Below are 26,023 nucleotides of genomic sequence, written 5' to 3'. Positions count from 1 at the left end.
GACTAATAATGCCTCTCGAGTAAAACTGCCTCCAAGCGGTCACTAATACGATTAGGTATTTGACGCTTGATCTCATGAACCGCTTCCTTGATGGCATTGTTAAAGGCAGATATATCTGCACTTCCATGACTTTTTACAACAATGCCGCGCAATCCTATCAGACTTGCGCCGTTATACTGGTCGGGGTTCAACCCTTTTAAGCTAGAAATGACATCACCAAAGAGCCATTTCGCTAGAATTTGTTTGAATTTCGACGTTAAAAGCTGTGATTTAAGTTGATCTAAAAATAAATGTGCGACACCTTCACTGGTTTTTAAACACACATTTCCGACAAAGCCATCACACACTACTACATCAGCAATGCCTTGATAAAGTTTATCACCTTCAATATAGCCGATAAACTCGATATCTTGACATTGATTCAACATTTCCGCACAACGCTTAATTTGATCGTTGCCTTTAATTTCTTCTTCGCCAATATTTAATAACGCAACTTTGGCTTTTCGTCCAATGCTTTGTTCAGCTAACTCAGAGCCCATAACGGCAAATTGGAACAATGTTTCTGCATCGCAAGAGACATTCGCGCCAAGATCAAGCATCCAAGTACGCTGATTGTTTTTTGTTGGTAACGGACTTATTAATGCAGGGCGTTCAACGCCAGGAAGAAGTTTTAATGTAAAGCGAGATAACCCCATCAATGCACCGGTATTACCAGCACTAATACAAGCATCAACGTCTTTACTAGCAACAAGATCCAGAGCCATACGCATTGAGCTGCCACGACTATGACGGAGTGCTTTTGAAGGTTGTGTGTTATTGCCTATAACGCTATCGCTATGAACAATAGAAAACCGGGGATTTAGAGTATAATTCAGATGAGTTAATTGTGTAGAAATCGCATCACGATCTCCAACGACAGTAACTTTTAGCTCAGGGAATTGCGACAATGCCTGCACGACGGCAGGCACTGTAACTTGGGGACCGAAGTCCCCTCCCATCGCATCAATTGCAATGGTTAGCTGCTGCAAAGCGTCAACCTTACTTGTTGATTACCTTGCGGCCACGGTAAAAACCGTCAGCTGTAACATTATGACGAAGGTGAGTTTCGCCACTAGTTGGGTCTACAGACAATGCCATTGTAGTTAGTGCATCATGTGAACGACGCATGCCACGCATTGAACGTGATTTCTTGCTCTTTTGTACGGCCATGGACCCTACTCCTCAATTACTGTTGTTTTAAAGATTTTAAAACATCAAACGGATTCGGTTTCTCTTCCTCTTCAGGAAGTTCGCCAAATACCAAATTGTTAGATTTGACCTGACAATCTTTAATGTCATGCATAGCGACTTGCGGCAACGCTAGAATAAACTCGTCAGTTACCAACTCAACGAGATCAACTTCACCTACTTCATTTAAATCTACAAGCTCATATTCCTCAGGAATAAGAGCTGCCTTTTCTTCGCTTAAAAAAGGCGTACACGTAAATGATACATTTAGGTGATGTTCAAAATTTTTATTACAGCGTTGACATTCCAACAATACATCGACGTTAGCTTTACCAGAGATAACGGCTAATCGTTGTTCGTCAACTTTAAACGACATTGTGACTTCAGCATCACTTTTCACATCTACAGTAGATTCAACCAAACGCTTTAAAATATCAGATTGGATGATTCCATCGTAGTCTAATCTTCGTTGAGCGTTTTGGATTGCATCAACTGTTCGTGGTAATTTTACCTTTTGCATAGGGCGCGCATCTTATCTTTCTAAAGCCTTCGAGTCAAAGAAAAATGGCAAAAATTATGCTTTTTTTCTTCCCAGTTGCTATTTCAGCAGAGTTACTAATAATAAACGAAAATTTAAAGAAGAAGAACCCATTATGCAACCAAAACTCATTCTAGCCTCAACATCGCCTTTTCGTCGCTCGATCTTAGAGAAGATCCAAGTCCCTTTTGATGCTATTTCACCCAACTGTGATGAAACACCATTGGAAAATGAATCACCTATAGCCTTAGTCACTCGATTGGCCGAACAAAAAGCCCTTTCTTGCAATATAAAAGATCCTAATTACTTGATCATAGGATCCGACCAAGTGTGCGTGATCAACAATCAAATTATAGGGAAACCATTAACACAAGAAAATGCAATTCAGCAATTACAGGCAGCCAGTGGTCAAATAATAACGTTTTATACTGGTTTATCATTATTAAATACAACAACAATGATAGCAGAAACCGTCTGTGAAGAGTTCCACGTTCATTTTCGTCAACTAACCACAAAGCAAATTCAAAACTATGTTAATAAAGAAATGCCACTGTATTGTGCGGGTAGTTTTAAATGCGAGGGATTAGGAATTGCTTTGTTTGATAAATTAGAAGGTAAAGACCCTAACGCGCTAATTGGCCTTCCTCTTATATCACTCATTGATATGCTAGAACGTCAAAATTTTACCGTATTATAGTGAAAGATAGCACGCATAAAAAAGCGATAAGTGTTTGTAACAACACTTATCGCAAAATCGAGTGATATATTAAAAGATTACTTTGTCGTGCGTAAACTGGTTAATACTCTTTCTAATCGTTTTTCCATCGGCGCGCTAATATCCATCAACTCTTCAGTACTTGGGTGAGTAAATTTAATATTCGCTGCATGTAAGAAAAGTCGATCAAGACCAAATTGAGCCGTATAGGCATCAAATCGTCTATCGCCATAACGATCATCCCAACCAATTGGGTGACCAGCATGTTGAGCATGTACACGAATTTGATGAGTACGGCCTGTAATTGGGCTTGCCTGAATTAATGTCGCTTGCTCAAACTTTTCTAAAATTTTAAAACGAGTTTCAGAAGGCTTACCATTTGGATTAACACGTACAATGCTGTTCACTTCGTTTTTAAGCAAAGGAACATTAACCACTTTACATGTGCTCTTCCAATGCCCCATAACCAAAGCAAAATAATATTTTTGAACGGTTTTATTTCTGAATTGTTCTTGTAATCGACGTAAAGCCGAACGTTTTTTTGCAATTAAAAGAATACCAGACGTATCTCTATCAATTCGATGCACTAATTCTAAATAGCGTGCATCAGGGCGTAACGCTCGTAACGCTTCGATTGCTCCAAACTTCAAGCCACTGCCACCATGAACAGCGGTACCAGAAGGTTTATTCAAAATAAGAAGGTGATCATCTTCATATATGATGCAATTCTCGAGTTCAGATACTTTGGCTAATTTAACACTAGGTAGCTCTACAGCCGTTGATTCAGGTAACTTCACTGGAGGAATTCGAACTATATCCCCCTCTTGAATTTTATACTCTGGTTTGATGCGTTTTTTATTTACACGAACTTCACCTTTACGGACAATTCGGTAAATCATACTTTTTGGTACATTTTTTAAGCGGGCAAGAAGATAGTTATCGATTCGTTGCCCTGCAAAATCGTCATCTATTTCGACGAATTGCACTTTAGGTTTATCTTCAGTCATAACGCCATTCTACTGCCATATTTCCTTTTGATAAAACTTTTTTACCGCAGTTTCAAATAATGAAGATTGCTGAGGCTTGATCTGACTGTTATAGTTGCACTCTGAAATCAGCCCAGATGGCTATTTCTTCACCTTGGTGAGCATAAAAGCACCAACAAGAACTAAAATATACTGCTCGAATGCGGTGATGCAGCAATTGGCGTAAGACATCTACACTGCTTTGAGTTTTTTTGCTTGTTATGCCTAAACCATTTTTTATGTTTTAACGACCGCGAATAATTGCGGATCAGCACGATTTTATAGATTGTGTTGATGTGGATTGTGCCCTAGAGCATCCCTGAGTTCCAGCCGTGAGGCTGCACATGTAATCAGCCTTGGGATCTGGCACCATTTGAAATGGATGTGGACAAACAAGCTCGACAATTTGTAATGAGTATTCCCTAATGAAAAGAATGTTGATTAACGCAACCCAAAAGGAAGAGTTGCGCGTCGCATTAGTTGATGGCCAGCGCCTTTTTGATTTAGATATCGAAAGCCCAGGTCACGAATCTAAGAAAGCTAATATTTATAAAGGCCGTATCACACGTATCGAACCAAGCTTGGAAGCAGCTTTCGTTGATTACGGTGCTGATCGCCACGGTTTCCTTCCCCTTAAAGAAATCGCAAAAGAATATTTCCCTCAAGGTTACACTTATCAAGGTCGTCCAAACATCAAGGACGTTTTGAAAGAAGGCCAAGAAGTTATTGTTCAAGTTGAAAAAGAAGAGCGTGGCAACAAAGGCGCGGCTTTAACAACTTTTATATCTCTTGCTGGTAGCTACCTTGTTCTTATGCCTAATAACCCTCGTGCTGGCGGTATTTCTCGTCGTATCGAAGGTGATGAACGCACACAACTTAAAGCGGCACTAAGTACATTAGAACTACCTCAAGGTATGGGCTTAATCGTACGTACAGCAGGCGTTGGAAAATCAGCAGAAGAGCTTGAGTGGGACTTAAATGTTCTATTAAACCATTGGGAAGCTGTTAAACACGCTTCTGAATCAAATCAAGCCCCTTTCCTAATACACCAAGAAAGTAACGTAATTGTTCGCGCAATTCGTGATTACTTACGACGTGATATTGGTGAAATCCTGATTGACAGCCCTAAAATCTTCGATCGTGCTCGCCAACATATCCAACTTATTCGTCCTGACTTTTTGTCACGAGTTAAGTTATATGAAGGTGAAGTACCACTGTTTAGCCACTACCAAATTGAAAGCCAAATTGAATCAGCTTTTGATCGTGAAGTGCGCCTACCTTCTGGCGGCTCAATTGTTATTGACCCTACTGAAGCTCTAACTTCTATTGATATCAACTCTGCTCGTGCTACTAAAGGCGGCGATATCGAAGAAACTGCATTAAATACTAACCTAGAAGCAGCCGATGAAATTGCTCGTCAATTACGTCTACGTGATTTAGGTGGTTTAGTGGTTATCGATTTCATTGACATGACGCCAGTTCGTCATCAACGTGAAGTAGAAAACCGTATGCGTGAAGCGGTTCGTATGGATCGTGCTCGTGTTCAAATCGGTCGTATTTCTCGCTTTGGTTTATTAGAAATGTCTCGCCAACGCTTAAGTCCATCTTTAGCAGAAGCAAGTCACCATATCTGTCCTCGCTGTACGGGTACTGGTGTGGTTCGTGATAATGAATCTCTAGCGCTTTCAGTACTTCGTTTAATCGAAGAAGAATCTTTAAAAGACAATACAACTCAAGTTCTTGCTGTTGTTCCTGTCGCTATCGCTTCTTACTTATTGAATGAGAAACGCCGTTCAGTTCAACACATTGAAAAATTCCATAATGTACGCGTTATTATTGTTCCTAACTCTGACATGGAAACACCACACTTCGAAGTGGTCCGTATCCGTGAAGGTGAAGAACAAGAAATGCTGTCTTATCTTCTTCCTAAGAATTTAGAAGCATTACGTGAAGCTGAAGCCAAAGAAACGCCTGCAATGTATTCTGCACCGAAGAAACGTGAAGAACCAGTTCTTCAAGGTTTCAGTGCTCCGACACAAGCAGCGCCAATGTCTAAAGCTCCAGAAGAAAAAATAGCTGAACCGAAAACGGTAATTGCTAAAGATGAAAAACCAGGCCTAATCAGCCGTTGTTTCTCAGCTATTACTAACTTTTTCTCAACGCCTGAGGCTGTGCCTACTAAATCAGAGCCAAAAGAAGAAGAAGAGAAACCAGCTCAACCACAACGCCGTAATCAACAACGTAATAACAACCGTCGTAATGAAAATGGTCGTAATAATCGTAACAGCAACCGTCGTAATGACACGCGTAACGATAATCGTCGTGGTAAAAAACAAGATGAAGCCGCTGCGGCAGCACCTTTAGCAGCCCAAGCTCCAGCTCCAGCTCAAGTTAAACCTGTTGAAAACAAACCAGCTAAGCAACCTAAAGTTCGTAAAGAAATTGCTGAGCAAGGTCAACAATTAGCCGCTGAAGCACAACTATCTCCTGAACAACAAGTGCAGGCAACTGAGAAGACAAACGAAAAACGTGAGAAAAGCGTTCAAGTTAAACAACGTCGTCAACGTCGTCAGTTACAGAAAAAAGTTCGTACAGGTAAAGCAGTTGAAGCTGAAGAAGTACTTGTCGCTCCTATTGCTCAACCTGTTGATGCAGTAGAAACGCTAGAAGTACAAGATACCGCAACGACTGAGACAAATGCAGAAAACACAGAACGTAAAGAAGGTCAGCGTCGTAATCGTCGTTCACCTCGTCATTTACGTGCAAGTGGCCAGCGCCGTCGTCGTCGTGATCGTCGTCCAGTGAACCCTGCTCGCCTTTACTCAGGTGTTTATTCTCCTGAGATGGCAATGGGTAAAGTATGGCCAGACTTTGCTAAAACATTAGAACTAGCAAAAGCGAATCAACAACAAGATAAATTTGTTGATAACGACACCCAAAATGCACAAGATAAAGCAGCTCAAACTAATGCTGTAAAAGCCCAAGTTGGTGGTGTTGCATTCCCTGAAATGGCAATGGGTAAAGTATTACTTCCTTATGTTGCTGTGGAAGCCGTTGTAATTGAAGCGACTCCAGTAACCATTATTGAAAATGTAGTTATTGAAACGCCTGTCGTTGTTATTGAGGAAACTACACCAGTAGAATCACCAGTAATTATCGAAGAAGTCGTGGAAATAAAAGAAGAAGTGACTATTCCTGTAGAACACGCAGTAGTAGAAACAGTAGCTCAAGTGGAAGCACCAGTTGAAGCACCTCTTCAAACAACAAATGTTGTTGCAAAACCTCAATATAAAGGACATGCCGGTTCAGGTATGACGAAAGCGAGCGGACCGACAGAGATTAAAGAAATCACTGTTTCTGCAGCAGCCTTTAAAACTGAACGCTTTGCTCCTAAGCAAGCAGGTAGCCAAACCGCTACTGGTCATGCAAGTGCAGCAATGGCAAAAACGGCAGGTTTATAATTTTTTAGACCTTAGTCTTTAAAAGAATAACCAATAAATTAAGCAAGTTACATTTCGATGTGACTTGCTTTTTTTTATATTGATAAACTGAATAAACATTGAAGTTCATCACGCTTTTCTGTACGATTCTCGCCATACATGCTTGAAAAACAACCAAGAAGATATCTAAAAATAATGTTTGAATTCCCAAAATTTTCTAATCATTCAGTGAAGAATGATGTTCTATCAGGGCTAACCGTTGCGTTAGCTCTAGTCCCTGAAGCGGTTGCTTTTGCTTTTGTTGCTGGTGTTGACCCAATGGTTGGCCTTTACGCTGCATTCATCGTTGGCTTAATTACCTCAATTATTGGTGGTCGCCCAGGAATGATTTCAGGTGCAACTGGTGCAATGGCTGTTGTAATGGTTAGCTTAGTCGCAATGCACGGCGTTCAATATCTTTTTGCTGCAATTTTACTCGCCGGTCTTCTGCAAATTACCGCAGGCTTATTTAAGTTAGGTAAATTTATTCGTATCGTTCCACATCCGGTAATGATCGGATTTGTAAACGGTCTTGCTATCGTTATTTTCCTTGCTCAATTAGGTCAGTTTAAAGCCCCTGATGCTCTAGGTAATTTAGATTGGCTTCAAGGCCCTGAAATGATACTTATGCTAGGACTTGTTGCATTAACCATGGCTATCATTCATTTCTTACCTAAATTAACAACAGCAGTACCTTCTTCACTGGTTGCTATTATTGTTGTTACCGGTTTAGTCCAAGGTTTAGATTTAGACACTCGTACTGTTGTTGATTTCCTGCGTACAATGAGTGGTGATGAAGCGGCAACATTGGCAGGTTCTCTACCTACTTTTTCGGTGCCTAACGTTCCATTATCTTTAGAAACACTTTATATCATTTTCCCTTACGCACTTATTTTAGCGGCTATCGGTCTAATCGAATCATTACTAACACTAACAGTAATTGATGAAATGACAGGGACTCGTGGTCAATCTAACCGTGAGTGTGTTGGTCAAGGCGTTGCAAACGTTACTTGTTCAGTCTTTGGCGCGATGGGTGGCTGTGCGATGATTGGCCAATCAATGATCAACGTTAACTCAGGTGGTCGTGGTCGTTTATCTGGCATTACAGCCGCACTTGCCCTACTTGGTTTTATCTTATTTGCTTCAGGCTTAATTGAGATGATCCCATTAGCAGCATTAGTTGGTGTCATGTTCATGGTCGTGATTGGTACATTTGAATGGGCCACCTTTAAGTTAGCTCGACGAGTACCAAAACAAGATTTCTTTGTTATTGTATTAGTGACGGTTGTAACCGTACTTACTGACCTTGCTGTTGCAGTAGGTGTGGGTGTTGTTGCTTCTGCTCTTATGTTTGCATGGCAACACGCAAAACACATTTACTCAACGAATTCATTGAGTGAAGACGGATCTAAAGTATATGAAATTAATGGCCCAATATTCTTTGGTTCAGCAGCGAACTTTCTAGAGCTATTTGATTTAGAAAATGACCCACAAGATATTATTATTGATTTTGCTTCTTCACGAGTTGTTGATCATTCAGCAATTGAAGCGATAGAAACCATTGCCGAGCGATACTCAAAAGCAGGTAAGAAAGTGCATTTACATCACTTAAGCCAAGATTGCCATGCTTTACTAAATAAAGCCGGTAGTCTTGTTGAAATCAATGTGAAAGAAGATCCTATTTATAAAGTAGTTAGCCAGTAATACACAAACCCTTTATGAAAAATCCCGATAGCATTGCGCTTATCGGGATTTTTTTTATCTAATTATCTTGATATCTTTTCGCTATCTTTTGAAATTGTGTTTCTACATTTAAAAACGAATCTACAATCATGGGATCAAAATGACTCCCCTTTCCTTCTAAAATAATTTCTTTGGCTTTTTCATGGCTAAAGCCAGGCTTGTATACCCGTTTTGATATCAATGCGTCATAAACATCCGCTAAAGCCATTAATCGGCCAGATAATGGGATATCGTTACCTTTAAGTTGCTGAGGATAACCACTGCCATTCCATTTTTCATGATGAGTTAATGCAATTTCTTTCGCTAATTGTAAGAAAGAACTTTCGCCTTGCATTTGTGCCTCAGCAACAGAAAGTGCTTTTGCTCCGATGGCCGCATGGCCTTTCATTATCTCAAATTCTTCTTCTGTCAATTTCCCCGGTTTAAGTAAAATATCATCCGGGATACCGACTTTACCTACGTCATGCAATGGTGCCGATTTAAAAAGTAAATTAATGTAGTTGTCCGTTAATACGTCTGAATACTCAACCTTATTTCTTAAATCAAACGCAAGTACTCTAATATACTCTTGCGTTCGTAAAATATGAGCCCCCGTTTCATTATCTCTTGATTCTGCTAATGCAGATAAACCAACAATAGCAGAATCTCTCGTCTGTTGAATTTCAGTTTGGCTTTCTTCTAAACTGAATAACATTTTATTCGTCAACACAGCTAAAACACCAAACTCATCATTACTATAAACGGGTAAACGCTCACTAATTACACCTTTTGCTACATTATTTAATGCATTCTCTTTCGTATTTAAAATCAAAGATAATTTTTTTCCCCATAAAAAAACCACTAAAAATGTATACAATAAGAGAATGAAACTGACAAAAATAAATTCCTTAATTATTTTTATCTTTCCTTCTCCATTTAAATAATGATTTTTTGCACCTTCCAACCAAAATAGATCTTTAACTGCAACCATAATAAGTGTTGTCGTTAGCGCAACAACAAGTAACGTTACTAAGACGGTAAACTGTTGTGTTATAGACCTTCTATTTCCATGTAACTCGGTATTTAACACATAGTGTTGAGGCATATTTTTATAACGTTCAATTAACTCTACTTGAGTCGTTATTATGCCAGTAAATATACCTAATATTCCCATACCAAAAACAACCTTGAGATTACTTTCAATTGGAAAATCATGAGCTTGCCCCATAAATAAAGAAATACCAAATCCAAATAATAAAAAAATTGAAAGATCGATTAATAACGGCGTTTGCTTACTTAAGCAGTAAAAGCGTGGAACAATAACTAATCGACTAATTAGCATAAAAATAAAGGCAGAACTCACTTCAATAAAGATGGTTCCTCTGGGTAACGATTCAATAAAAGGACAAACAAAAATACCGTAGCAAGAAAAAACAACAGCAGCAAAACTATACAAATAAGAAATATTTCTTTTATTTAATTGATAATACATTTCAATCACTCTAATTATAATTAACACAATCATCACACTAACAACAATAAAACTCAATACTGTATCCTAATGGTAAGATTCCACTTTTATTTATTCATTGCTATGATTCAGAATTTAACATGGAGAACATCATGACAAACACTTCAAAAGATGACCGCTATAAGCAACGCCAATCAAAAATAAAAGACAACGTTGATAAACGAGTAGAAGAGGCACAAACAGAAAAAGGGTTATTAATTGTTGTTACTGGTAATGGTAAAGGAAAGTCCACATCAGGCTTTGGTACCATAGCGAGAGCCGTTGGTCATGGCCTAAATTGTGTTGTAGCTCAATTTATTAAAGGGACATGGGATTGTGGGGAACGAACCCTTTTAGAGTCCCACGGTGTTCCTTTTCATGTAATGAACACCGGATTTACTTGGAATACTCAAGATAAAAAATCCGATACAGAAGCAGCACAGCGAGTATGGCAGGAATGTAAGAAGAACCTAGCTGATGAGTCGATAGATCTTATTCTATTGGATGAGATGACTTACATGGTCACTTATGGCTATATTGAATTAGATGAATTGAAAACAGCATTAGAAAATAGACCTAAAATGCAATCGGTCGTGATAACAGGTCGAGCCGCCCACCGTGAGCTTATTGAAATGGCTGATACCGTGTCTGAAGTTCGTAGTGTAAAACATGCTTTTGATTCAGGCGTAAAAGCATTAAAAGGAATTGATTGGTAATCACTATATTACAATTAAAAAGCCCATATTAATCTTCATCAATATGGGCTTTTATATAAAAGAGAGAACTAGTTAAATAATCCTTTTAGCAATTTATTTGCTGCATCTTTTACTTTTTCATCTTTAATTTTATCGCCGTATTTTGCTTCTAATTTCTCAATACCACGATCAAGTTCTTTTTTGGCTTTCTGTTGCATTACATCACCAAATTCAAGCTTATATTTAGGGTTAGCCCAAGAACCTGTAATACGAATAGGAATAGTAACGTCTTTCAAATCATCGATACTCTTGCCACCCTGTCCTTTTAATGAACCTACAATCGACGTTTCAATAAGCATATTCGCCGTTTCATTCACGTACTGTGCAGAACCTTCCCCATGAATACGTAATAATGGAGATACCATACGAATATTATTTGTAGTGGCATTTCCGTTTTCTAATAAGAAACTTGCGGTTAACGCACTAAAATCTGTTTTTTCAGCTTCATCACTGCCTTTAATTTTCTCACCTTTAATTTTTGCATAAGTGGTTCGAATCATAAGGGGAACGTTAATTCCATTCACGGCACCATCGGCAAAATTAATAGCTACTTTACCTTTAACATTTTGCTTTAATGCCGTCGGTTTTAAACTTTTTCCAGATACATTTATCGTAATATTACCAGTACCTTCAACTAAACTCTCGCCCATAACATCTATCAATAAAGGCGCAACTTTAACTCCTTTAATGGTGTTTTTCATGCTATATACGGGTATTGACTTACGAGCATCTAATTTAGCCGTCATATCAATGCTGCCATCATAAAGATTTGAATGAAACTTAGATAAATTCAATACTCCACGATTCACAGAAAATTGCGATTGTACATTTTGCATTTTTGCATTATTTGCTTTAAAACGATCAATGGTAATCTTACCCGCAACATCCAGCCCTTTTAATGCACTCAAGTCCGGTTCAATTTCTTTCACTGGTGTGGATTTTTTAACATTACTCGTATTCGTTTGTTTATTATCAACTACTGTATTCTCTGATGATGGCAACGTCGCTAATAAAGCATCCACATCTATGCTAGGGCTATGTAACTCAAACCTCACTTTAGGAATGTCCTTAAGCTCAACACTCGCCTTTCCATCAAATTGAGTATCTACCGCAGAAAGCGTTAAATCAGTGACTTGTAATAATGATTTAGTGACATCAAAAGAACTATTAAAACCAATAATGGCAGTGACGTCTTTATTTGGAAGTGCATCACCTATTACATTGTTTGTACTTATAAATTTACGTATTTTAATAATATCGAGAGCTTTTGGGACGTTCAATTCAAACGTTGATTTTGAATCTACAGTCATATCATTCGCTTTACCCGCCGCCACTAATTCGAGAGTTGACCATTCATCAAAATTAAATTTATCTATCGTTAATGTAATACCATCAAATTTATTCGTTTTATCCGCATAAGAAACAACTAATTCAGTTTCTTTTAATGATGCGGTATCTAACGTCTTAGCAATATTAAGGTCAGTTTCTCCCTTCAGAGCTATCTTCTGTTGACCAAGATCTGCCTTCAAATTAAACGTTAAGTGTGTCCATTCTCCAGGACTAAATTGTGATAGCTTGATATTCATATTAGACAATTGCGTTTTTGTGCCCGCTTTGTCATCTTGAATAAGTGCACTCGCATTAGTTAATGCAATCCCCTCTAAACTGACGGTCCAACCATTAATTTCAGGCGCTGTAGTTGCAGCTTCGGCGTTTGAATCATCACTAGTCGTAACGTCTTCATTCTTTATTTCAGTTTTATTTTCAGAAACTGAAGTCTCTTTCTTAGGACCGATGCCATCAAGATTTGTTACACCACTTTTTAATGTATGTAATGTAAAAGCAGCCCCATCTAACGTAATCAATCCAATATTAATCTCGTGATCAAACAATGGAAGCACATTGATATCTATATTAGCATTATCAAATTTCACTAAATTGGCCGTAGCAAACCCAGTTGGATTGCTTAATGCCATATTACCGATTGAAAAACCAATAGAAGGGAAGAAACGCCAAGAGATATCACCATCCATAGTCAGTTGACGACCAGTTTGCTGCTCTACTTGTTCTTTAATTAATGGTTTGAATTGATTAGGGTTAACAACTAATACCAGCACTAATAATGCGATAACAATTGCAATAAACGGAATGCTAATTAATAAGACTATTTTCTTCACGGCCAAATCCATCCAGAGTGTATAAAAAAAGTGATGTGAATGTTAATTATGGCACTATTAGCACATAATAAACATAGAGTTATTTATAGTTATATACCTAAATATAGACAATTTACAGAGCATGGGACAAAAAAAAGGCCGACATAATGTCGACCAGTTCTAATAACTATTATTATTTACGCTTTCAATAATCTTGAAATATGCGCTTTTAGTACATCAATAGCGATACGGTTTTTACCGCCACGAGGGACAATAATATCAGCATGTTGCTTTGATGGATCAATAAATTGCATGAACATTGGGCGGACAGTCTTCTGGTATTGTTCAAATACCGACTCCATTGAACGACCACGTTCTTCAACATCACGCTTAGCACGACGTAATAAACAAATATCTAATGGCGTATCCATAAACACACTTGCATGCATCAAATTACGTAATCTAGGATCAGTTAGTAATAAAATACCTTCAAGAATAATAACCTTTTTAGGTGTCATTACTTCAACATCTGATGTTCGAGTGTGCTCTGTATAGCTGTATGTTGGGATGTTAACAGCTTCACCACGCATCAATTGTTCAAGATGTTCACTCAATAATCGATGATCTAATGCATTTGGGTGATCATAATTAGTTTTGACTCTTTCTTCCATGGTCAGGTGGCTTTGGTCCTTGTAGTAACTGTCTTCAGTTATTACGCCAATTTGGTGGTCGCCAACTTTTGCTCGTAGTTCATTATAAATAGTAGAAGCAATCAGACTTTTGCCTGAAGCGGATGCCCCTGCAATACCTACGATAATACAGTGATGATTACTGTTCTCTGACATAAAAGATACCTAAAAGTGTAGCGAGATACGATAAGATTTATTAAATAAAACCGCTCAATTATAAGGACTAAAAATAAGACTTTCCACTCATAATTTAACTTAAATGATATTCTACAATGACTTGAACATTATTTGGTCAGCTACGACTTCGCCTTGCCAATAAAGTCTACTCGAAATTTGCTCAGCTAAGGCTATGTACATTTGGCTGTGATCACTACTTGAATTAGCCGCAACACTTGGCGTTCCTGAATCTGTTTCACTACGAATATCAATATGTAAAGGCAACTTTCCTAATAATGGGAGTGAATAACTCCTTGCCATCGCTTCAGCACCACCAGTACCAAATATAGCCTCTTTATGACCACAATTAGAACAAACATGAACACTCATGTTTTCAACAACACCAATAACGGGAACATCTACTTTTGTAAACATATTCACGCCTTTTATTGCATCAGTTAGAGCAAGATCTTGCGGTGTTGTCACTATAATGGCTCCAGTAGTCGGAACCTGCTGTGATAATGTCAATTGAATATCACCAGTGCCTGGTGGCATATCTATAATTAAATAATCAAGATCTGGCCATAATGTTTCATTTAATAATTGAGACAATGCTTTTGATGCCATTGGCCCTCGCCATACTGCGGCTTCTGATTTATCGACAAGATAACCAATGGAGTTACTGTACAGACCATGCGCTTCTACTGGCATCATACGATTATTATCAACAATATTCGGTTTCTTATCTTCAACACCCAACATTAATGGGACTGATGGTCCATAAATATCCGCATCTAAAATACCAACTCGTGCACCAAGATGTTGTAGTGCAAGAGCAACATTTACTGCTGTTGTCGACTTACCAACGCCCCCCTTACCAGAACTGACTGCGATGATATTCTTAATGCCTTTAACGGCTGGTTTATCTGTTTTTAGTGTTGCCGGTTTTGCAATTACCGTTAGAGTTAACGACGGTATATTTAATCGATTTTTTTGCTCCTCAACCCAAGAAGACAAATCCGTCGAAATTGAAGAAGAAACAAAAGGAAGTGTTACGGTGATCATGCCCGTAGCAGCAATAGAGACCATATTAGGGATCTCCGCCCAACCTTCACAAAGTTGTGGATGCGTAAATTCATTTAACCAATTCTTAATCTCAGCCATCGTTGTAAATGCCATCTTGCTACTCCTTAAGTTATTTTCCTCATCCTATCATTAATTGAACCCTTGATCCTCTATGCATTCTGGCTCGCATCAGGTACTATTTATCTCTTAAAATTTTTACCCATCACATAAAGCGAAAGAGAAGATATGGCTACCGATCCGAGAAAAATTCTGGTTACATGTGCCCTACCGTATGCAAACGGTTCAATCCACTTAGGCCACATGCTTGAGCATATCCAAGCGGATATCTGGGTTCGTTACCAACGCTTACGTGGCAACGACATTAACTTTATTTGTGCAGATGACGCTCACGGCACTCCAATCATGCTTAAAGCTCAACAGATGGGTATCACTCCAGAAGAAATGATTGCAGCAGTTAGCGAAGAACATCAAAAAGATTTCGCAGGCTTCGACATTAGCTTTGATAACTATCACAGCACACACAGTGATGAAAACCGTGAGTTGGCGTCTAATATCTACCTAGAATTGAAAAAAAATGGGTTTATTACTAGCCGTACAATTTCTCAGTTATTTGATCCAGAAAAAGAAATGTTCTTACCTGACCGTTTCGTAAAAGGCACTTGTCCAAAATGTAAATCTGAAGAACAATACGGGGATAACTGTGATAACTGTGGCGAAACCTACAGCCCAACGGATCTTATCAACCCTAAATCAGCCGTTTCTGGTGCGACTCCAGTAATGAAAGATTCTGAACATTTCTTCTTCGACTTACCTCAGTTTGAAAGTATGTTAAAAGAGTGGACTCGTTCTGGCTCTCTTCAAACTGAAACAGCAAACAAAATGCAAGAATGGTTTGAATCTGGCCTACAACAATGGGACATCTCACGTGATGCACCTTATTTTGGCTTTGAAATCCCAGGCGAAACCAATAAATTCTTCTATGTTTGGTTAGATGCACCGATTGGTTACATGGGTTCATTTAAAAATCTATGTGATAAACGTGATGATTTAGACTTTGATGAGTATTGGAAACTAGACAGTACAACAGAGCTTTACCACTTTATCGGTAAAGATATTGTTTATTTCCATAGCCTATTTTGGCCTGCAATGCTTGATGGTGCTGGCTTCCGTAAACCAAACAATGTATTTGTTCATGGTTACGTAACGGTAAATGGCGCAAAAATGTCTAAGTCGAAAGGCACATTCATTAAAGCTGGCACTTACTTAAATCACCTAGACCCAGAATGCCTACGTTACTACTACGCCGCTAAACTAAATAGCCGTATTGATGATCTTGATTTAAACCTTGAAGATTTCACTCAACGTGTAAACTCAGATGTCGTAAACAAGATTGTTAACTTAGCATCTCGTAATGCTGGTTTCATTACTAAACGTTTTGACGGCAAACTGTCTGATAATTTTGTGGCTCCTGAACTCTACAACGAATTCGTTGCTGCTTCAGATCGTATTGCTGAGCTATACGAAACTCGTGAATTTAGTCGTGCTATTCGTGAAATTACCGCGCTTGCTGATAAAGCAAACCAATACATTGACGAAAAAGCACCTTGGGTTCTTGCGAAAGAAGAAGGCAAAGAACAAGAGCTACAAGAAGTTGCTTCTGTGGGTATTAACTTGTTCCGCGTGCTAATGGCCTACCTAAAACCAGTAATGCCTGAACTTGCAGCACGAACTGAAGCTTTCTTAAACGAAACCTTAACGTGGGAATGTGTTGCACAACCTCTAACTTCTCATGAAATCACGAAGTTTAAAGCACTGTTCAACCGTATTGATCCTAAGAAAGTAGAAGCAATGGTTGAAGAGTCAAAAGAAGATGCCGCAGTTGAAATGGCAGCAAAAGAGAAAGTAGAGGCGGAAAAAGAAAAAGCAAGCCAAACGGAACTAGATAAAGAACCAATCGCGGATGAGATTGAATTCGATGCATTCGAAGCGGTTGATATGCGTATTGCTCGTATTATCTCTTGCGAAGAAGTTCCAAAGGCAAATAAACTACTTAAATTTCAGCTAGACATCGGCGGTGAGACTCGTCAAGTATTCTCTGGGATTAAATCAGCATACAAACCTGAAGAGCTAGAAGGAAAACTAACCGTTATGGTTGCTAACCTAAAACCTCGTAAAATGAAGTTTGGTATGTCGGAAGGTATGATTCTGGCTGCTGGCCCTGGTGGTAAAGATCTTTGGATCCTTGAACCACACGAAGGTGCTCAACCTGGTATGCGTGTAATGTAATTCCTACACTCTTTCTTTAAAGAACGTTAAAACAAAAATAGAGACTATAAGGTCTCTATTTTTTTATCTGCATTTTTTATAAAAAACAGTTTATAAGACAGAAGCCAACGACAAATTAATGTCATTTAATACTTGTGATGGGTTTTCAGCTTGAGTAATTGGGCGCCCAATTACCAAGTAATCAGATCCTGAAATAATCGCATCAACTGGAGTCATGATACGTTTTTGATCACCAACGTCTGAACCCACAGGACGGATACCAGGTGTTACCAACTTAAAGTCTTTACCTAGGTCAGCTTTTAGCATTGATGCTTCTTGAGCAGAGCAAACTACCCCGTCCAAACCACTGTTTTTTGTTAATGCAGCAAGACGTTTAACTTGCTCTTGTGGTGCGATATCTAACCCAATACCCGCTAAATCTTGCTGTTCCATGCTCGTTAAAACAGTCACACCAATTAATAATGGGCGATCTTTGCCATACGGCTCTAAAATCTCACGCGAAGCTGTCATCATACGCTCACCACCACTCGCATGAACATTTACCATCCAAACCCCCATTTCAGCAGCAGCACGAACTGCTTTTGAACACGTATTAGGAATATCATGAAATTTTAAATCTAGAAAAACAGAAAAACCACGCTTATGAAGTTCTTTTACAAACTCAGGGCCAAAAAGAGTAAACATCTCTTTACCCACTTTTAATCGGCACGAGCTAGGATCAATTTTATCCACGAACGCCAATGCGTCAGCTTGACGGTCATAATCCAATGCCACAATTACCTTTTGGTCTTTCATTTTCTATCCTTATTTTTATTTTATTCAAAAAAAGAGGCACTCATGCGCCTCTTAATTATTCACCGTCTAAGCCTCTAATTGGCTTAATAACCCCCCACCCTTTACAGGAAGGACATTGCCAAAATAAACGATGTGCAGAAAATCCACATTTACTGCATCGATAATTTGGCTTCATTTTTAATTGTTCACCAACTAGGTTTTGCAAACTTGATAAGCTCGCTTTTGCTCGACCATTTTCAGCTTCATCTACGTGATAGCCCATTAAACGATAAAAGCCTTTCATTGTTGGGTTTTTTAATAACTGTTTCGTCATGTAGCCTTGAGCTACAGCGGTACCTTCATGCTTTGCAATGAGATTCGACAACATTAATTCAGCACTTGCGCCTGAACCTTTTGAAATAGCCTCTTTTAAGAAGTGCAGTAATACACCTTCTCTATCTAACGTTTCATAACATTCAGCAAGTAAAGGTAATGCCTCACTGACAAAATCAATATCTTGATCTAATACTGCTTCTAATTGGCTAACGGCAGCTTTATGATTGTTTTCTTTCATTAAAAGCTTAGCCATCATTATTGATGCTCTAACGCATAAATTATCCGTCGACAGTGCTTTCTTTAAATGTTGCTTCGCTGCATTAATATTCTCTTCAGCTAAGTCTAATGTTGCTAATTCACAATAATAATGGGCAATGTCTGGCTTGATTTTTTTCTTTCCCATCCTAACCAAACTATTCGCAAATTTAATGGCTTGTTCCCATTCACGGGTTTGCTGATGAATAGATACAAGTTGCAATAATGCGGCTTCTTTATGCTCTGGTTCGTCGACCAATTGCTCAAATATTTTTTCAGCACGATCAAGAATACCTGCAACCATATAATCTTTGGCTAATTGTTGGAGAGCAATATTTCGTTGTTCAAGAGTAAGATTAGGACGAGCGATGAGATTTTGGTGGATTTTAATAGCACGATCAACCTCACCACGGCTTCTAAAAAGATTGCCTAGAGCAAGATGGGTATCAATGGTATCACTGTCAACTTGAAGTAATTCAATAAAGTGATCGACTGCTTTATCTGATTGATCAGACAACAATAAATTCAAACCCGTCACGTATTGACGAGACAGGTGATTCGTTTCTCTTTGACGTTGTTGTCCAGCATTCCGATTACCCATATACCAACCATAGCCGGCAGCAATAGGTAATAGTAGGAATAGCAGCTCTAGCATTCAGTAACTATCCTTTTGTTGACTCAAGACGCAGCTTATTCAATTCTGCGTTTTGTTTTTCGAGACGTTTACGTAATCGGCGTTGAGTAACGCTTGCCTTTAAATACATACTGCCACAAATAAGCCAACCTAAACCAAAGCCAGTAGCAAAAAATATCCCAAGTAAAGTAGATAACTGAAAATCATCTTGGGCTAATAAGTAATTAAAATGTACAACAACTTGGTTTTGAGCACCGAGTGCAAGAGATATTAAAAAAAGAGCAATTAATGCGATAGTAACTATAATTTTCACTGGTATTCCCTCCAGTTGATTTCATACAACTAGTCTCTATAAATAAGCGAGTAATTATTAGGTTTACTTATTTATAGACACCTAACGACATCTTTTATTACTATTCTAAGATACACCTAAATGCATTGAAAATGAACATAAAAAAACGGCATACTTAAAAGTATGCCGTTTTTATATACCAATTTGCATCAGCTGAAATTCACACGTTCACGCAGTTCTTTACCCGGTTTAAAATGAGGAACAAACTTACCGTCTAATTCCACTTTGTCGCCAGTTTTTGGATTACGACCTAAACGAGGCTCCCGATAGTGTAGAGAAAAACTACCAAAACCACGAATCTCTATACGATCACCGCCCTCTAGCGTTGTTGCCATCTGTTCAAGGACTTCCTTGACTGTATCTTCAACCTGCTTAGCAGAAAGTTGAGGCTTTTTACTACACAGTTGTTCAATCAATTCAGATTTTGTCATAAATGACCTCTCCTACGTTATCGAAAGAAAAGGGAGCATAGTGCTCCCTTCTAATTTACTTATTCGCCTTTAGCTGCTTTGAAAGCGTCAGCCATTGCGCTACCGAAACCACCATCTTCTGGTTTAGTATTCAGTGTCGCCATTGCTTCTTGCTCATCAGCTTCATCTTTAGCTTTGATAGATAGGTTAACTACGCGGTTCTTACGGTCTACACCAGTGAACTTCGCTTCAACGCTATCGCCAACGCTTAGGATTAGAGATGCATCTTCAATACGGTCACGAGAAAGCTCAGAAGTACGGATGTAACCTTCTACGCTATCTGCAAGAGTAATTGTAGCGCCTTTAGCGTCAACAGCTGAAACAGTACCGTTTACTAGAGTACCTTTCTTGTTGTCTGCTAGGTAGTTGTTAAATGGGTCTTCTTCCATTTGTTTAACACCTAGAGAAATACGCTCACGCTCAGCATCAACAGCTAGAACAACAGCAGAGATTTCGTCGCCTTTCTTGTACTCACGTACCGCGTCTTCACCTGTAGCATTCCAAGAAATGTCAGAAAGGTGAACTAGACCGTCGATGCCGCCGTCAAGACCGATGAAGATACCGAAATCAGTGATAGATTTAATCTTACCACTAACATGGTCGCCTTTAGCTTGCGCTTCAGCGAATGTCTGCCAAGGGTTAGCTTTACATTGTTTCAGACCTAGAGAGATACGACGACGTTCTTCGTCAATCTCAAGAACCATAACCTCAACTTCGTCGCCTACATTGACAACTTTAGAAGGGTGGATGTTCTTGTTAGTCCAATCCATTTCAGAAACGTGTACTAGACCTTCAACGCCTTCTTCGATTTCAACGAAGCAGCCGTAATCAGTTAGGTTAGTAACACGACCAGAAAGTTCGTGACCTTCTGGGTAACGCTTAGCGATAGCTACCCATGGATCTTCGCCAAGTTGCTTAAGACCTAGAGAAACACGAGTGCGCTCACGATCGAACTTAAGAACTTTAACATTGATCTCGTCACCAACATTTACGATCTCAGATGGGTGCTTAACACGCTTCCAAGCCATATCTGTGATGTGTAGTAGACCGTCAACGCCACCTAGATCAACGAATGCACCGTAGTCAGTAAGGTTCTTAACGATACCTTTAACTTCCATGCCTTCTTGTAGAGAAGCAAGTAACTCGTCACGTTCAACACTGTTTTCAGATTCGATAACAGCACGACGTGAAACAACAACGTTGTTACGCTTTTGGTCAAGTTTGATTACTTTGAACTCTAGCTCTTTGCCTTCAAGGTGCAGAGTGTCACGTACTGGACGTACATCAACAAGAGAACCAGGTAGGAATGCACGGATACCGTTAAGTTCAACTGTGAAGCCGCCTTTAACTTTACCGTTAATAACACCCATAACTGTTTCAGCATCTTCATATGCTTTTTCAAGTTGAATCCAAGCTTCGTGACGCTTCGCTTTCTCACGAGAAAGTTGAGTTTCACCGAAACCATCTTCAACAGCGTCAAGAGCAACGTCTACTTCAGAACCAACTTCAACTTCAAGTTCGCCAGCAGCGTTCTTGAATTGTTCAGCTGGGATTGCTGCTTCAGATTTAAGGCCTGCGTCAACAAGAACGAAACCGTTCTCGATAGCAACAACAACACCTTTAACGATGCTGCCTTGTTGGAATTCAGTTTCAGATAAAAACTCTTCAAAGAGTTGAGCAAAAGATTCAGTCATTAATTTGATCTTCAATTATTAAACGTCCATGGGTATCCTACCGCATGGGGTTGATAGTAAGGTTAGTTATCATCCTTGCAACTAACTAAGTTTCAATTATAGCTTAGATTCAATAAAAGTAAGTGCCTGAGCAACGACTTCATCAATATTCATTGACGTTGAATCTAGTACCAAAGCATCTTCCGCCGGACGTAATGGTGCAACAGCTCGATTGCGGTCACGATCATCACGCTCTTGGATTTCGCTTAAAAGACGGTCAAATCTAACATTTAACCCCTTCTGTTGCAACTGCTTCATACGGCGATTCGCACGTTCTTCAGCACTTGCATCTAAAAATATCTTAACTTCTGCACCTGTAAATACAACAGTGCCCATATCTCGACCATCAGCGACAAGTCCAGGGGCACTAGCAAAGGCTCTTTGACGACGTAATAACGCTTCACGTACTTGAGGTAAAGCCGCTACTTTTGATGCCGCCATACCGGTTTCTTCTTTACGAAGTTCCGAAGAGACGTCTTCGCCTTCTAAGATGACTTTAACCAAGTCACCTTCAGCTTTAAATTGAACGTCTAGATTAGCAGCAAGAGGAACAAGTCCTTCTTCTGAACCTAAATCAACACCATGGTGAATTGCAGCCAGTGCTAATACGCGATAAATCGCACCAGAATCTAATAAATTATAACCTAGCTTTTCGGCAAGTAACATGCACAGAGTGCCTTTACCTGCTCCACTTGGACCATCAACAGTGACGACTGGTGAATGAATAGTCATGGAGTTCTCCATTAATTATTATGATTGGTTTCTACCGCCGCATTATACCCAAGTCAGATTATTTATATACTCTAGTTTCTTAAAAACTAAAAAAGCCCTGCATTTTTTACACAGGGCTTACATCCGCTTAAAACTAATGACTTAAATACAATAAATTACACGCTAAGTTCTTTCAATTTATCAAAATAATCGGGGAAGGTTTTAGAAGTGCAACCGGGATCATTAATCGTTACTGGCGTATCACTTAATGCAACTAAAGAAAAGCACATTGCCATACGGTGATCGTCATAAGTATCAATAGCGGCATGTCGTAACATCGCTGGTGGAGTGATCGTAATATAATCCTCACCTTCTTCAACTTCAGCACCTACTTTACGGAGTTCAGTTGCCATTGCGGCTAATCTATCCGTTTCTTTTACACGCCAATTATACACATTGCGAATTGATGTTGTGCCTTTTGCGAACAACGCTGTCGTTGCGATTGTCATTGCAGCATCTGGAATATGGTTAAAATCCATATCAATGGCGTTTAATTCACCTTTATGAGCAATAACATAGTCATCACCCCATTCAATCTCTGCACCCATTGCTGCTAGTGCATCAGCAAACTGAACATCACCTTGGATGCTTTTTTTACCAATACCCGTAACTTTAACACTTCCGCCTTTGATCGCGGCAGCCGCTAAGAAATAAGATGCAGATGATGCATCTCCTTCTACAAGAAATTCTCCTGGAGCGATGTAAGATTGATTCGCTGGAACAACAAACGTTTTATACTCTTTGTTTTCAATTACAACACCAAAAGTAGCCATAATGTCCAACGTAATATCAATGTACGGTTTGGACACTAAATCGCCAACAATATTAATGGTAGTTTCTTGCGATGATAGTGGTGCTGCCATTAAAAAAGCCGTTAAAAATTGACTTGATATTGAACCATCTATATCAACATTCCCTCCTTTTAAACCCGTTCCTTTAATTTTTAACGGTGGATAATTTTCATTTTCTAAATATTCAACATCAGCACCAGCCGCTTTCAATGCAGTAACAAGATGCCCAATTGGTCGCTCTTTCATACGAGGTTCACCAGTAAGGATAAACTCGCCTTCGCCTAAACATAACGCAGCCGCTAATGGACGCATTGCGGTTCCCGCATTACCCAGAAATAATTCTAAAGCTTCTGTTGTAGATTTAAAGGCTTGACCCAGACCATTCACTTCGCAAACCGTCTTATCTTCTGAAAGTTTATAATCAACACCCAATGCTTTTAATGCATTAAGCATATGTCGAATATCATCGCTGTCTAATAAATTAGTTAATGTTGTTTTTCCTGACGCTAGTGCAGCAAGTAATAGTGCTCGGTTAGAAACACTTTTTGAACCAGGTAAATTAATTTGGCCATCAATTTTTGAAATTGGTTGAAGAGTTAAGCTTTCCATGTTTATGTAAAAATTCCTATACAAATAAAAATAATGCTATGCCTGTTATTTGATTCAGATATTGCATAGCTGCTTCAGCTTTAATTGTTATTTTTTGTTATTCTTCATACTTGCAGAGTAACGAAAACCAACGCGTTGCGCTAGAGGCAATGTCGTCTCTCTAAATTAAAAATAATGAATACGTATTTCTTTTTGCCTATGACTATCTATTTACCCGAACTTGAACAAGAACATGACGCTTCATTTCCTGACATAGAAAGCGCATTACATGATCCTGATGGCTTACTTGCTATGGGCGGTGATTTAACCCCAAAACGCCTATTACTCGCTTACTCACATGGAATTTTTCCTTGGTATAGCAATGACGATCCTATTCTATGGTGGAGCCCAAGTATAAGAGGTGTATTTATTCCAGAGAATTACACTCCATCAAAAAGCCTTAAGAAATTCTTTAAAAAATCAGGTTACTCCATCACCATAAATCATGCGACGTCTGATGTTATTTCATTATGCGCATCAACTCGGCCAGCAGAAGAAACATGGATAATGCCAGAAATGATCGAGGCTTATCAAAACCTAGCTAAGTTAGGGCATTGCCATTCTGTCGAGGTTTGGTTTAATAATGAATTAGTCGGAGGACTTTATGGTCTCCAAATTGGGCAAGTATTTTGTGGTGAATCGATGTTCTCAATAAAAACCAATGCATCAAAAATTGCCTTATGGAAATTTTGTGAGCACTTTGTTGCTTTTGGAGGCAAACTCATTGACTGTCAAATGATGAATCCTCACTTAGAAAGTTTAGGGGCAATTCCAATGGAACGACCTATATTTAATGAAAGGTTACAGGTGTTTTCAGCTATCTCAGTATTCGAAAGCTGTTATCAACCTCAATCACTTAGCAATGGATAAATTATGACTCAATATTCACTGCAAGTAGGACTAACCCCTGAAGGTACATGCAGCTATTTACCTGATCAAAAAGATCGATTAGGCGTAATTATGGAACCTGAACTACACTCATTGTCAGGTTATCAAGAGTTAATACGCTTAGGGTTTCGTCGTAGTGGCTCCACAATTTATAAACCGATGTGTGATTCTTGCAATGCTTGCCAACCACTTCGTATTGATGCCGAAAATTTCTCACCCAGTAAAAGCCAAAAACGTATTTTAAATAAATCGTCTCATTTTGAATGGGAAATTAAATCTCAAATGGATGAAAATTGGTTTTCTTTATATGAACGCTACATTAATGCTCGTCATCAATCAGGCAGCATGTTTCCTGCAAATAAAGAACAATTTTTTGAATTCGCTCAAGCAGAATGGTTACCTAGACACTTCCTTCATATTTATGAAAATGAAGTCTTAGTTTCTATTGCCGTTACTGATCTTTTATCGGATTCACTCAGTGCAATGTACACTTTCTTTGACCCTGACAATGCTTTGTCTTTAGGCACGGTATCGGTATTGATTCAATTGCAATTATGTACGAAATTAAATAAGAAATGGGTCTACCCTGGTTACCAAATAGACGACTGCCCTGCCATGAAATATAAAGATCGATATAAACCGAACCAAAAGCTAGTAAATATGGTCTGGCAGGGGTAAGATGCCCAACAAACTTTACATACATCATTTTTAAGGGCATTATTAGCCGCTTAAAAATCAGCCGAAGCTATCTATATAAAGAGGATTCAATGGCAAAAGAAGACGCAATTGAACTGCAAGGCACAGTTCTGGATACACTACCAAACACTATGTTTCGCGTAGAATTAGAAAACGGTCACGTTGTTACTGCTCATATCTCAGGTAAAATGCGTAAAAACTACATCCGTATTCTTACTGGTGACAAAGTAACAGTTGAAATGACTCCTTACGATTTATCTAAAGGCCGTATCGTCTTCCGTGCTCGTTAATTGTCATCTTACTACCCAAAGTAAACATATTTACACTGGTT

At 38.9% G+C, this 26,023-nt stretch carries 23 protein-coding genes; 8 read left to right on the top strand and 15 right to left on the bottom strand.

Translation table 11 applies throughout. The features are described 5' to 3' along the window. Positions 1-2: 2 nt before the first annotated feature. The 3 genes from plsX to yceD are packed head-to-tail and all read right to left on the bottom strand — an operon-like array spanning position 3 to position 1,747. Positions 3-1,028 (bottom strand): phosphate acyltransferase PlsX, encoded by a 1,026-nt coding sequence (gene plsX, locus AACV33_RS07465; protein WP_023603840.1) that lies wholly within the window; start codon positions 1,026-1,028, stop codon positions 3-5. A gap of 10 nt (positions 1,029-1,038) precedes the next feature. Continuing rightward, the gene (gene rpmF / locus AACV33_RS07460; RefSeq protein WP_012550751.1) at positions 1,039-1,209 is read right to left on the bottom strand and encodes a 50S ribosomal protein L32; all 171 of its coding nucleotides are present in this window, start codon (positions 1,207-1,209) and stop codon (positions 1,039-1,041) included. 16 nt (positions 1,210-1,225) lie between these two features. Beyond that, a complete protein-coding gene (gene yceD / locus AACV33_RS07455) occupies positions 1,226-1,747 on the bottom strand; it encodes a 23S rRNA accumulation protein YceD (protein WP_182700058.1) in 522 nt (173 codons plus the stop codon). A gap of 133 nt (positions 1,748-1,880) precedes the next feature. Here yceD and AACV33_RS07450 point away from each other — a divergent pair, with 133 nt between their 5' ends. Then, positions 1,881-2,462: a Maf family protein gene (locus AACV33_RS07450; RefSeq protein ID WP_017022103.1), complete on the top strand. Its 582-nt coding sequence runs from the start codon at positions 1,881-1,883 to the stop codon at positions 2,460-2,462. Between the two features lie 77 nt (positions 2,463-2,539). Here the strand turns inward: AACV33_RS07450 and rluC are convergent, their stop codons facing one another. After that, on the bottom strand, positions 2,540-3,487 hold the full coding sequence (rluC, locus tag AACV33_RS07445) for a 23S rRNA pseudouridine(955/2504/2580) synthase RluC (RefSeq protein WP_182700057.1): 948 nt from the start codon (positions 3,485-3,487) through the stop codon (positions 2,540-2,542). Positions 3,488-3,930: 443 nt separating this feature from the next. Between rluC and rne the strand changes: the two genes are divergently transcribed. Together rne and AACV33_RS07435 are read left to right on the top strand one after the other, a co-directional pair. Continuing rightward, the gene (gene rne / locus AACV33_RS07440; protein ID WP_182700056.1) at positions 3,931-6,966 is read left to right on the top strand and encodes a ribonuclease E; all 3,036 of its coding nucleotides are present in this window, start codon (positions 3,931-3,933) and stop codon (positions 6,964-6,966) included. Positions 6,967-7,140: 174 nt separating this feature from the next. Further along, complete coding sequence (locus AACV33_RS07435) at positions 7,141-8,688, top strand: SulP family inorganic anion transporter (protein WP_182700055.1); 1,548 nt, start codon at positions 7,141-7,143, stop codon at positions 8,686-8,688. Between the two features lie 58 nt (positions 8,689-8,746). Here AACV33_RS07435 and AACV33_RS07430 read toward each other — a convergent pair whose 3' ends face one another. Continuing rightward, entirely contained in the window at positions 8,747-10,198 is a 1,452-nt protein-coding gene (locus AACV33_RS07430; protein WP_182700071.1) for an HD domain-containing phosphohydrolase, read from the bottom strand. Positions 10,199-10,329: 131 nt separating this feature from the next. Between AACV33_RS07430 and cobO the strand changes: the two genes are divergently transcribed. After that, a complete protein-coding gene (gene cobO / locus AACV33_RS07425; RefSeq protein ID WP_017022108.1) occupies positions 10,330-10,932 on the top strand; it encodes a cob(I)yrinic acid a,c-diamide adenosyltransferase in 603 nt (200 codons plus the stop codon). A 68-nt stretch (positions 10,933-11,000) separates the two neighbouring features. Here the strand turns inward: cobO and AACV33_RS07420 are convergent, their stop codons facing one another. From AACV33_RS07420 to apbC, 3 genes are all read right to left on the bottom strand, one after another. Beyond that, positions 11,001-13,160, bottom strand: a complete 2,160-nt coding sequence (locus tag AACV33_RS07420; RefSeq protein WP_182700054.1) for an AsmA family protein — start codon at positions 13,158-13,160, stop codon at positions 11,001-11,003. Between the two features lie 164 nt (positions 13,161-13,324). Next, entirely contained in the window at positions 13,325-13,972 is a 648-nt protein-coding gene (gene udk / locus AACV33_RS07415) for a uridine kinase (protein ID WP_012550742.1), read from the bottom strand. A 111-nt stretch (positions 13,973-14,083) separates the two neighbouring features. After that, positions 14,084-15,151, bottom strand: a complete 1,068-nt coding sequence (apbC, locus tag AACV33_RS07410; protein WP_065610866.1) for an iron-sulfur cluster carrier protein ApbC — start codon at positions 15,149-15,151, stop codon at positions 14,084-14,086. A gap of 132 nt (positions 15,152-15,283) precedes the next feature. Here apbC and metG point away from each other — a divergent pair, with 132 nt between their 5' ends. Further along, positions 15,284-17,344, top strand: coding sequence for a methionine--tRNA ligase (gene metG / locus AACV33_RS07405; protein WP_065610868.1), 2,061 nt, complete (start codon positions 15,284-15,286; stop codon positions 17,342-17,344). 90 nt (positions 17,345-17,434) lie between these two features. Here metG and pyrF read toward each other — a convergent pair whose 3' ends face one another. The 7 genes from pyrF to aroA all read right to left on the bottom strand — a co-directional run bounded on the left by pyrF (position 17,435) and on the right by aroA (position 24,069). Beyond that, positions 17,435-18,139 (bottom strand): orotidine-5'-phosphate decarboxylase, encoded by a 705-nt coding sequence (gene pyrF, locus AACV33_RS07400; protein ID WP_017022112.1) that lies wholly within the window; start codon positions 18,137-18,139, stop codon positions 17,435-17,437. A 55-nt stretch (positions 18,140-18,194) separates the two neighbouring features. Then, positions 18,195-19,364 carry a lipopolysaccharide assembly protein LapB gene (lapB, locus tag AACV33_RS07395; protein ID WP_017022113.1) on the bottom strand — a complete coding sequence of 390 codons (1,170 nt, stop codon included), beginning with the start codon at positions 19,362-19,364 and terminating at the stop codon, positions 18,195-18,197. 7 nt (positions 19,365-19,371) lie between these two features. Beyond that, entirely contained in the window at positions 19,372-19,656 is a 285-nt protein-coding gene (locus AACV33_RS07390; RefSeq protein WP_012550737.1) for a LapA family protein, read from the bottom strand. Between the two features lie 188 nt (positions 19,657-19,844). After that, a complete protein-coding gene (ihfB, locus tag AACV33_RS07385; RefSeq protein ID WP_012550736.1) occupies positions 19,845-20,126 on the bottom strand; it encodes an integration host factor subunit beta in 282 nt (93 codons plus the stop codon). Positions 20,127-20,185: 59 nt separating this feature from the next. Further along, positions 20,186-21,859 carry a 30S ribosomal protein S1 gene (gene rpsA, locus AACV33_RS07380; RefSeq protein WP_182700053.1) on the bottom strand — a complete coding sequence of 558 codons (1,674 nt, stop codon included), beginning with the start codon at positions 21,857-21,859 and terminating at the stop codon, positions 20,186-20,188. 96 nt (positions 21,860-21,955) lie between these two features. Next, positions 21,956-22,630: a (d)CMP kinase gene (cmk, locus tag AACV33_RS07375; protein WP_012550734.1), complete on the bottom strand. Its 675-nt coding sequence runs from the start codon at positions 22,628-22,630 to the stop codon at positions 21,956-21,958. Between the two features lie 155 nt (positions 22,631-22,785). Beyond that, positions 22,786-24,069 carry a 3-phosphoshikimate 1-carboxyvinyltransferase gene (gene aroA / locus AACV33_RS07370; RefSeq protein WP_017022114.1) on the bottom strand — a complete coding sequence of 428 codons (1,284 nt, stop codon included), beginning with the start codon at positions 24,067-24,069 and terminating at the stop codon, positions 22,786-22,788. A 198-nt stretch (positions 24,070-24,267) separates the two neighbouring features. Between aroA and aat the strand changes: the two genes are divergently transcribed. The 3 genes from aat to infA all read left to right on the top strand — a co-directional run bounded on the left by aat (position 24,268) and on the right by infA (position 25,982). Continuing rightward, the gene (aat, locus tag AACV33_RS07365; protein ID WP_182700070.1) at positions 24,268-24,978 is read left to right on the top strand and encodes a leucyl/phenylalanyl-tRNA--protein transferase; all 711 of its coding nucleotides are present in this window, start codon (positions 24,268-24,270) and stop codon (positions 24,976-24,978) included. Positions 24,979-24,981: 3 nt separating this feature from the next. Beyond that, positions 24,982-25,674, top strand: coding sequence for an arginyltransferase (locus AACV33_RS07360; protein WP_012550731.1), 693 nt, complete (start codon positions 24,982-24,984; stop codon positions 25,672-25,674). Positions 25,675-25,763: 89 nt separating this feature from the next. After that, positions 25,764-25,982, top strand: coding sequence for a translation initiation factor IF-1 (gene infA / locus AACV33_RS07355; protein ID WP_005420180.1), 219 nt, complete (start codon positions 25,764-25,766; stop codon positions 25,980-25,982). The last annotated feature ends 41 nt before the right edge of the window (positions 25,983-26,023 follow it).

It is taken from the genome of Aliivibrio sp. SR45-2 (assembly GCF_963890165.1).
GTDB lineage: Bacteria > Pseudomonadota > Gammaproteobacteria > Enterobacterales > Vibrionaceae > Aliivibrio > Aliivibrio salmonicida.
The sequence above is the reverse complement of the archived record's forward strand: the minus strand, read 5'-3'. Positions and strand labels throughout refer to the sequence as shown.

Excerpts from the sequence above, each read along its gene's own strand:
- rpmF (WP_012550751.1), bottom strand. The coding sequence starts at position 1,209 with ATGGCCGTACAAAAGAGCAAGAAATCACGTTCAATGCGTGGCATGCGT.
- yceD (WP_182700058.1), bottom strand. The coding sequence starts at position 1,747 with ATGCAAAAGGTAAAATTACCACGAACAGTTGATGCAATCCAAAACGCT.
- AACV33_RS07450 (WP_017022103.1), top strand. The coding sequence starts at position 1,881 with ATGCAACCAAAACTCATTCTAGCCTCAACATCGCCTTTTCGTCGCTCG.
- rluC (WP_182700057.1), bottom strand. The coding sequence starts at position 3,487 with ATGACTGAAGATAAACCTAAAGTGCAATTCGTCGAAATAGATGACGAT.
- rne (WP_182700056.1), top strand. The coding sequence starts at position 3,931 with ATGAAAAGAATGTTGATTAACGCAACCCAAAAGGAAGAGTTGCGCGTC.
- AACV33_RS07435 (WP_182700055.1), top strand. The coding sequence starts at position 7,141 with ATGTTTGAATTCCCAAAATTTTCTAATCATTCAGTGAAGAATGATGTT.
- AACV33_RS07430 (WP_182700071.1), bottom strand. The coding sequence starts at position 10,198 with ATGTATTATCAATTAAATAAAAGAAATATTTCTTATTTGTATAGTTTT.
- cobO (WP_017022108.1), top strand. The coding sequence starts at position 10,330 with ATGACAAACACTTCAAAAGATGACCGCTATAAGCAACGCCAATCAAAA.
- AACV33_RS07420 (WP_182700054.1), bottom strand. The coding sequence starts at position 13,160 with ATGGATTTGGCCGTGAAGAAAATAGTCTTATTAATTAGCATTCCGTTT.
- udk (WP_012550742.1), bottom strand. The coding sequence starts at position 13,972 with ATGTCAGAGAACAGTAATCATCACTGTATTATCGTAGGTATTGCAGGG.
- apbC (WP_065610866.1), bottom strand. The coding sequence starts at position 15,151 with ATGGCATTTACAACGATGGCTGAGATTAAGAATTGGTTAAATGAATTT.
- metG (WP_065610868.1), top strand. The coding sequence starts at position 15,284 with ATGGCTACCGATCCGAGAAAAATTCTGGTTACATGTGCCCTACCGTAT.
- pyrF (WP_017022112.1), bottom strand. The coding sequence starts at position 18,139 with ATGAAAGACCAAAAGGTAATTGTGGCATTGGATTATGACCGTCAAGCT.
- lapB (WP_017022113.1), bottom strand. The coding sequence starts at position 19,364 with ATGCTAGAGCTGCTATTCCTACTATTACCTATTGCTGCCGGCTATGGT.
- ihfB (WP_012550736.1), bottom strand. The coding sequence starts at position 20,126 with ATGACAAAATCTGAATTGATTGAACAACTGTGTAGTAAAAAGCCTCAA.
- rpsA (WP_182700053.1), bottom strand. The coding sequence starts at position 21,859 with ATGACTGAATCTTTTGCTCAACTCTTTGAAGAGTTTTTATCTGAAACT.
- cmk (WP_012550734.1), bottom strand. The coding sequence starts at position 22,630 with ATGACTATTCATTCACCAGTCGTCACTGTTGATGGTCCAAGTGGAGCA.
- aroA (WP_017022114.1), bottom strand. The coding sequence starts at position 24,069 with ATGGAAAGCTTAACTCTTCAACCAATTTCAAAAATTGATGGCCAAATT.
- aat (WP_182700070.1), top strand. The coding sequence starts at position 24,268 with ATGACTATCTATTTACCCGAACTTGAACAAGAACATGACGCTTCATTT.
- AACV33_RS07360 (WP_012550731.1), top strand. The coding sequence starts at position 24,982 with ATGACTCAATATTCACTGCAAGTAGGACTAACCCCTGAAGGTACATGC.
- infA (WP_005420180.1), top strand. The coding sequence starts at position 25,764 with ATGGCAAAAGAAGACGCAATTGAACTGCAAGGCACAGTTCTGGATACA.